At 35.3% G+C, this 7,486-nt stretch carries 4 protein-coding genes and 1 pseudogene; 3 read left to right on the forward strand and 2 right to left on the reverse strand.

Annotated elements, in window-relative coordinates; genetic code table 11:
* Positions 1-68 precede the first annotated feature (68 nt).
* Together RMB13_RS02490 and RMB13_RS02495 are read right to left on the reverse strand one after the other, a co-directional pair.
* The gene (locus RMB13_RS02490) at positions 69-1,025 is read right to left on the reverse strand and encodes a FecR family protein (RefSeq protein WP_311084332.1); all 957 of its coding nucleotides are present in this window, start codon (positions 1,023-1,025) and stop codon (positions 69-71) included.
* 30 nt (positions 1,026-1,055) lie between these two features.
* Positions 1,056-1,562 (reverse strand): sigma-70 family RNA polymerase sigma factor, encoded by a 507-nt coding sequence (locus tag RMB13_RS02495; RefSeq protein ID WP_004642252.1) that lies wholly within the window; start codon positions 1,560-1,562, stop codon positions 1,056-1,058.
* 369 nt (positions 1,563-1,931) lie between these two features.
* On the opposite strand from RMB13_RS02495, the gene RMB13_RS02500 reads away from it, so the two are divergent.
* From RMB13_RS02500 to RMB13_RS21805, 3 genes and pseudogenes are all read left to right on the forward strand, one after another.
* Positions 1,932-3,311, forward strand: coding sequence for an EAL domain-containing protein (locus RMB13_RS02500; RefSeq protein WP_311084333.1), 1,380 nt, complete (start codon positions 1,932-1,934; stop codon positions 3,309-3,311).
* 730 nt (positions 3,312-4,041) lie between these two features.
* Positions 4,042-7,293, forward strand: coding sequence for an AAA domain-containing protein (locus RMB13_RS02510; protein WP_311084334.1), 3,252 nt, complete (start codon positions 4,042-4,044; stop codon positions 7,291-7,293).
* Positions 7,294-7,407 (forward strand): annotated as a pseudogene (locus RMB13_RS21805) (diguanylate cyclase); the annotation flags it as partial.
* Positions 7,408-7,486 lie beyond the last annotated feature (79 nt).

Below are 7,486 nucleotides of genomic sequence, written 5' to 3' on the forward strand. Positions count from 1 at the left end.
GTGGTCTTCTCGACAGAGAGTGTATTTCTCTATAAGTCGAATCAGATCAAAAAAAGGGTCATGTTTTTTTATCTTTTTTTAATATTTAACAGATAAGGACTGTAATAGGTCAGTTCAAGTTGATGGCTATAGGCCAAAGTTTCTAAGCTTTGATCTGGATTTTTTAGAGAAAACACGCCAGAAATCTTAATATCTTTCAATTCCGGATCAATGCTATAGGTTCCCTTTTTATAGCGGAATAGTTCATCCAACACTTTTTGGAGTGGCCATTGATCTACGACCAAAAGTTGTTGGGTCCAGTATGGCTGATCGTTATCGAGTGGAAGCGATTTTGAAATATATTTTTCATCAAAAAAAGCACGCTGGCCTTGTTTTAGAATCTGCCGTTTAGATGAGTTCTCTGGCTCAATGGCTACTGCATGCTTATAAACCTTAACTTTTGTTTGTTCGCTATTTTCTTGTCTCACTGAAAATTGAGTTCCTAAGGCTTCTACCGAACCATTCTTTGTTTCGACAATAAATGGTCGATGCTGAGCATCTTTTGCCGTTTCAATATAGATTTCGCCATCAATTAATTTTATTTGACGTGTCTCTTGCGTGAAATTTATATCGATATAGCAATTACTTGCCATAATGAGTTGTGAACCATCTTTTAACGATACTTTTTTAATTTCACCCACTTTGGTGTGATAGTCGGACTGCCATTTTTCCCAAGGGATGAAATATACCGACAAGCCAACAATGGCTAAGCCCGAAAGACTTAATAGCATATTGCGTTTAGCAGCGAGATTAAATTTTTGATTGGACTGAACCAAAGCTTCAGAAGGGAAGTTACCTGCAAGGTTTGTTAAGCCATGACTAAATTTTTCCATTTGCAGGAGTGCTAATTGATGTTCTTTTTTTTCAGCTTTCCATTGCTCAAACTGTTGCTGTTGTAACGCTGTCATTTCCCCTGAATGCAAAAGTACCAACCAATCTGCGGCTGTATCTAAAACATGGTGAGGGATTTTCGTAATATCTGACATAGGGTAGCAATTTAAGCGCGTTTAACGGGTTTAATTATAGAGGTCTATACATGCCAAAAAAGCTTGTTTCATATCTCTTTTTACTGTGGCCTCAGAAATATTGATTTTTTCACTAATTTCTCGATAAGTCATGCCATCTAGTTGCGACATCAAAAACACTTGAGCCGTTCGGGTGGGGAGTTTTTCTAAAATTAAATGAACCTGATACAAGGTTTCTTGAATATAAACTTCATGTTCGGCAGAGGGATAATATTCTTCTGGAAGATGTTGTAGGGCATCGAGATAGAGATTTTCAATATGTTGACGGCGCCAATGGTCAATAATGACATGCTTGGCGATTCCCATTAGCCATGCTTGTGGCTCTTTAATTTGTTTAAAACTATATTCACTTTTTAAAGCACGATAAAACACTTCCTGACTCAGGTCTTCAGATTGATGATGATGCTGAAGTTTATGTTTAAACCATGACAAGAGCGTGGTTTGCTGAGAACGGTAAATTTGGCTAAACCATACTTGTTTATCTACATTCAGGTTCATAGCAGAGGAGCCCACAAATTGGTAATGAGTAGCACAATTAAACAAACATTTAAGATATTCTTAAATAGTAATGATAATTATTATTAATATCAATCATTGAAACGATATATTCTAAAAATGGTAATGTTCTAATTTTTCACTATTTAAAGCCTGTACCTTAGTCGCTGAGGCATGTATCGTTAGGGAATAATACTTTAAAATTATAGGGTGATTGAAAAAGCAACATCATTCAATTAAACAACTGGACTGTACCACCACAATTAAAACAACACTGATCTCAAGTCGAATCATATAAAGAACAAGGGAATAAAACATGAAGTTTTATTGGTGAATATTGAAAAGGAAAATCAATGATCAAGATGGGGGTCTATGAAGAAATATTTTACGGTTGATTTATTTATGATAGCTTCGTCTTACTTTAAAAAACGTCAGAAAAATTACCGCGCCGTAAAGGATCAGCAGCTTACAATCGCAGCAAAAGCGAATATTTTTATTTGCATTATTTTTTGTTTATTTTGGACCATATATTTCGCATTTTCTCAAATGTGGTTGATTGTTGGTATGGACATCTTTTTTACACTGATCTCCATATTTAGTCTTTTTCTCATTTATATAAACCGTGTTTCAGCGGGCATTCTTTTATCTCAAGTCGTTTTGCTTGTTTTTCCAGTCATTTTTTGCTTATTTTTTGATGTAGCTACAAATGACCGTCCGCAGGTTGCTCAATTGTTTTTACCTGCTGGGGCGATATTGGGGTATTTAAATTACCGTAGAAATCCAAGCTTTTTACAAATTGTTTTAATTCTATTGTCGATCGGGTGCTTTATATTTTTTAGTGGCAGCTCTTTTAATCTTGATAGCGCTATACCTTTGCCCGAAGATATTCGTGACCATGGTGGATGGATTGCAACTTGTGTCGCTACGCTCATGATTTGTATTTCAATTTACACCATGCAATTAGAGATACAAACAGAAAACACCATGGTGCAAGACCTACGTTTAGCACTGGCAAAAGAACAATTTGAGCTTTTTTATCAACCGCAAATTAATGCTTCTGAAACACTAATTGGCGCAGAAGCTTTATTACGATGGCAACATCCTGTTTTAGGTTATGTTCCCACAAAAGATTTTATTCCCGCGGCTGAAACTTTTGGATTAATGCCAGAGATTGGGGAGTGGGTATTGGCTCAGGCCTGCAAAGTTTTAAAAGATTGGAGTAAAAAAGACGAGACCAAAGATCTTACCCTTTCAATCAATATTAGTGCTGATCACTTCATGCAACCAAACTTTGAGCAGAGTGTGATCGGACTGATTCAGCAGTATGAGATAAATCCATCTCGACTCATATTAGAAATCACTGAAAATATTGCTTTAACGAATTGTGTAAGCATGATTGAAAAAATGCATTTCTTGTCTAAAAATGGAATTCAGCTTTCTCTTGATGATTTTGGTACAGGTTATTCATCTTTAAGCTATTTACAGAAGATGCCCATTAGACAAATCAAGATTGATCGTAGCTTTGTACAAGCAGCTTTGGATGATAAACGTAGTAATAAATTAGTCACTGGTATTATTAAAATTGGACTAGATTTGAACCTACAAGTGTTAGTAGAAGGAATTGAAACTGCTGAACAGTTTAGCGCTTTTAAAAACAATGGCTGCACAGAGTTTCAAGGCTATTTATGGGGATGCCCGATGCCTTTAAAAGATTTTCTTAAACAAGTACCACATCTGAATGATTTGAATTAACTTAATGTATCGTTTATAAATTCAATAAATTTTTACCTAAGTTAAAATGTGGTAAACACCTATATGTAGGTAAGTGTTTTTAAATGTAATTAGATATATTTTGTATGGCTAAGTTGAATGCTTAGAAATTCAGGTTTTGTGGAATTCATAAGACCCATTCCTATCTGGTCTGGACTTTTTAAACTATTCAAGTTCCAACTGATCATTTTTAGTGACTCTAATTTTTAACTTTGTGAATTTACATTTGTTTGGATCTAAAGCAAAATTCGAAACCTCAGTAAATAACAGAATTCTTGTTGCCAAGATCATTTTTAATTTTTACTAGATATTTAAATCACGACTGTTCTTGATATAAATAATATCAGTAAGTTTTTTAATTGAGTACTGTTTTTTAAAATAAAATTTTATTAATTAGTTGTTTATGAATATTTTTTCAAAATAGACAAATCTGTCTATTTTTTATAGAATGAAGTCGATGATGACTGAGTTTAAAAATAAAAATGCTTAATAACATATATCGGATTTTAGAGTGTTTGGGTTTTCTTTCCCAACACCGTGCTGTGTATTTTCAATTTTCAAATACACTTTTAAATATCCAAGTCTTTTTACAACGCATTGATGGACAGCACAAACTCAACGCGGGTTTTTCCAGAGCTGAATTAATTTGCTTGTCGACCACGAATGCTACCATGCTGTTAAATTGGGAAATAAGTGTTTACTGAGAATTTACATGAATAATAAGAAGATTAATCATAGTTGTACTGAAGTTAGCCAAATTCTTTCATTTTGGCGCGATTTAGAAATTTTCACGATCCCTTCGGCTCCAATAGCAAAAGATAGTAATAAATTTACAAAGATAATAACTTTAAGGGTTGGTGAGCAATTACCTTGGGATAAGGCGGAGTATCAACCAACATCAAAACATATGTATATGCATACCGTTTATATTGGTGTTGCTGATCAAGAAGACCTTACTCGACTTGTTTTACGAAAGATTGTAAGGCAAGAGTTAAGTGATAAAGAACGTGAACGAATTTCTGGCACTGGTTGGTTAGCATCTTTTACTGTAAACGAAAATGGTCGTTTAAGTGAGGATAGTTATATGCCTGCCAGTTACGTATATGGGACTCAAGCTTTAAGTCGGGGAGAACCTCTTACTGATCTGAATGCAAGACTTGTTCGAGCAAAAGAGGAGTTTGCTCAGCGTTGCCATCGCTTATCTCAGTTAAAACATGAATATCGATGTTCTTGGAAGGACCTAGAAGGCGAGACCGAATTGGTTAGATCTATTTTTGATCAAGATGACCAAGTCGGATTAGATTGGCGGTTTGTTGTTGTCACTAAACAATTGCCAAGAAAAAAAATAATAGAGAATGTCGAGCAAGAGGTTAATTACCTTAATTCATTTTATTTAGATGATCTTGATCAAATGCTGAAAAAGAGCAAGTCTAATCACGCATTTGGACAAGCCTTAACAAGATATCTTGGACCCTCCATTACTCATCATGAAAGAATAGATATTTTAAAAAATCATGAAGTTATGGGGAAGCTTGTCTGCGCTGCTCATTTACCTATTACCCGTTGGCCCGCTTCACCAGATAAACCTTTAGTGCTAGCTCAACAAGCAGTTGTTGCTCATATTGGAAATTTACTGGGTAATCAAGACGGGATTATTGGTGTAAATGGGCCGCCAGGTACAGGAAAAACAACTTTACTATGTGATGTTATTGCAACCGTTATTACTGATAGAGCTAAGCGGATCTCGGTACTTTCTACACCTGATGCCATATTTAAAAAGCCTATTCAACTCATGGGTAGAATGTTTTCTCCAATTGTAGAGGAGTTGGTACGTGATACGTCAATAGTTGTGAGTAGCAACAATAATAATGCTGTAAAAAATATTTCACAGGAGCTACCTGCACTTGGTAAATTAGATGAGAGGTACAGATCAAACTCTTTATATTTTCCAGAGGTCATAAAGGGGGTATTTGATAGTCAAAAAGTACTAGATGAAAATCAAGCAATAATTCCTACTTGGGGGATAATTGCTGCTGCTCTAGGTAATAGTACTAACCGTAGATCTTTTGCTCGTGCATTTTTTAAAGAAGATCATGTTACTGAGAGTGATGATGAGGATAGTAAAGATTCATTTGTATCGATGAAACAAATACTGGAAGATGCTATTCCTCGTACCGATATTTATCGACAAGAGTGGCATAAAGCAAAGAATGAACTTCTTGAATTAATTGAACTAATGGAGCAAAAGCGTTCAATTTTAATGAAAGCAGAGCGTGCGTCACTGGCGATTTTAGAATGTAGGGAGACGAAAGAAAACTTAACGCAAACGATTAAGCTCAAGAATAAAAAATTAAATGAACATCAAAATGTATTTCATCAAATACAAAGTGAACTACAAGATCAGTCTATCTTAATGCAGTCTAAACAACAGATATTAGAGCAAATCCATATTTCACATGGACCTCGATTATGGGATCGTTTATTTGCACTATTTGGTTATCGGACTCACCGCATGGAAATCTATGATAAGCGGATTAATGAGGTGACTTTATCATTGCAAGAAACCACTTCACGGTATGAAAATCTAATTTATGAGAAGACTTTAAGAAATCAAACGATAAAAATCTGCGAACAAGAGCTATTAGAGTTAAATGATGAACTCATTAAGATAAGACAAGAATACGAGAGATTGAGTCATGATCTTCAGGCAATACAAACTTTAGGTGTAAAACATCTGATTGGCCCTGATTTCTGGAAATTAACGTTTGAAGAGTTACATCGAGCTTCAGTAAATACATCGGAAATTATAGATGATACTCGGGCCCATATTTTTATTAAATCAATAGAACTATATAAACTAACGATTTTATCTAATGCCAAACGATTTTTAAGTAATTTAAGAATGGTTGGGCAAATGTTATCAGGGAATGCTAAAGGGTTGTCCTATGAGGATCGTCCATTGATTTGGGACAGCTTATTTTTTGTTGTTCCTGTTGTCTCAACAACTTTGGCTTCATTTAGTCGGCTTTTTGCTGGCTTGGGACAAGATAGTCTAGGTTGGTTATTAATTGATGAAGCGGGTCAAGCTACTCCTCAATCGGCAGCAGGTGCAATTTGGCGAAGCAAAAGAGCTATTTTAATTGGTGATCCTTTACAGGTTGAACCTGTCTTTACGTTACCAGATAGCGTAGTTGAGATCTTCCGCAAACAACATGATGTGGATTTATCTTGGTCCCCAGTATTTGAATCTGTACAAACCCTTGCTGACCGAATAACACCATTGGGTTCATGGATCGATAATGGTAGTGGTGATGACCAATCGAGAATCTGGACTGGCATGCCATTAAGAACGCATCGTCGTTGTGATGACCCTATGTTTTCTATTGCAAATAGTATTGCTTATGCTGGTCAAATGGTTCAGGGACGTGTCGATAGTGCAGGAAATCCTAAAGCTGTAGATATGGCCTATGACATAGGAGCCAGTACATGGTTCAATGTGGACTCAATAGATTTTACACACCCTGTTAATTCTGAAGAACTAGATGTAATGATTTACTCTTTAAGAAAGCTTGAAGAGAGACGCAAAGCTTCAGTTGATAATTCGAAAAAGAAAATATATGTAATTTCACCTTTTAGAAAAGTTATTCAAGCATGTAAAGAGCGTATTAAAGATGAAGGGTTAATAGGTGTTGAATGTGGTACTGTGCATACTTTTCAGGGCAAAGAGGCTGATATCGTATTTCTTGTGTTAGGAACAGCAAAAGAACGTATAGGAGAAGGGGCTAGAGCGTGGGCTTCTTCAACTCCAAATTTATTAAATGTTGCTGTGACACGAGCTAAGAGTCGTTTGTATATTATTGGTAATGTTCATACTTGGTCTAAAATGAACTATTTTTCAACCCTATTTGATGCACTTCCAGTGAAAACAATTAATACTATAAATAAATCGATCGAGTTTGAATAGTTTAGCGCTTTTAAAAACAATGGCTGCACGGAGTTTCAAGGCTATTTATGGGGATGCCCCATGCCTTTAAAAGATTTTCTTAAACAAGTATCATATCTGAATAGTTTGGATTAGTTTTTGATTTGATTTGATTTGATTTGATTTGATTTGATTTGATTTGATTTGATTTGATTTGATTTGATTTGATTTGATT

This window comes from Acinetobacter sp. V102_4 (genome assembly GCF_031799005.1).
Taxonomy (GTDB): Bacteria; Pseudomonadota; Gammaproteobacteria; order Pseudomonadales; family Moraxellaceae; genus Acinetobacter; species Acinetobacter calcoaceticus.